General features: G+C 57.1%; 1 protein-coding gene. It reads left to right on the plus strand.

The annotated features are described in order from the left end of the window. Positions 1 to 24: 24 nt before the first annotated feature. Positions 25 to 340: hypothetical protein (locus AC1RPQ_RS08220; protein ID WP_481762297.1), on the plus strand; the 316-nt coding region annotated here is incomplete at its 3' end.

Here is a 340-nt window from a genome sequence, read left to right on the forward strand (position 1 = left end):
CTCCAAAACGAGAAAGGCGAACGTGTGTTCATTGAGATGGGCGCAGTTCGCTGGATCGACAACAAGGCTATGTGGCAGCTGATGCACCCGGGACCGAAACCCGTGGAGCGTGAGCCCAACACATGTCCGTGTGGCACTAGCCTAGATTTGTGCTCGAAGCCTTCGGAGGCTCCGCTGTGCGGAAAACCTCAGCCGGAATTGGCTGTGCCTCCCGTCAAGTTCACGGAGTACGGAACTTCGTTCAACGTCAACGGAGCGCCGTTTCCAGTCGAGTTCGGCAATCTTCATGATCGCTATGTGGCACGCGGTTTCGAGGGCCCGAAACTGTACACGATGGACC

It is taken from the genome of Dellaglioa sp. CoH-57-MRSF-21, assembly GCF_056781915.1.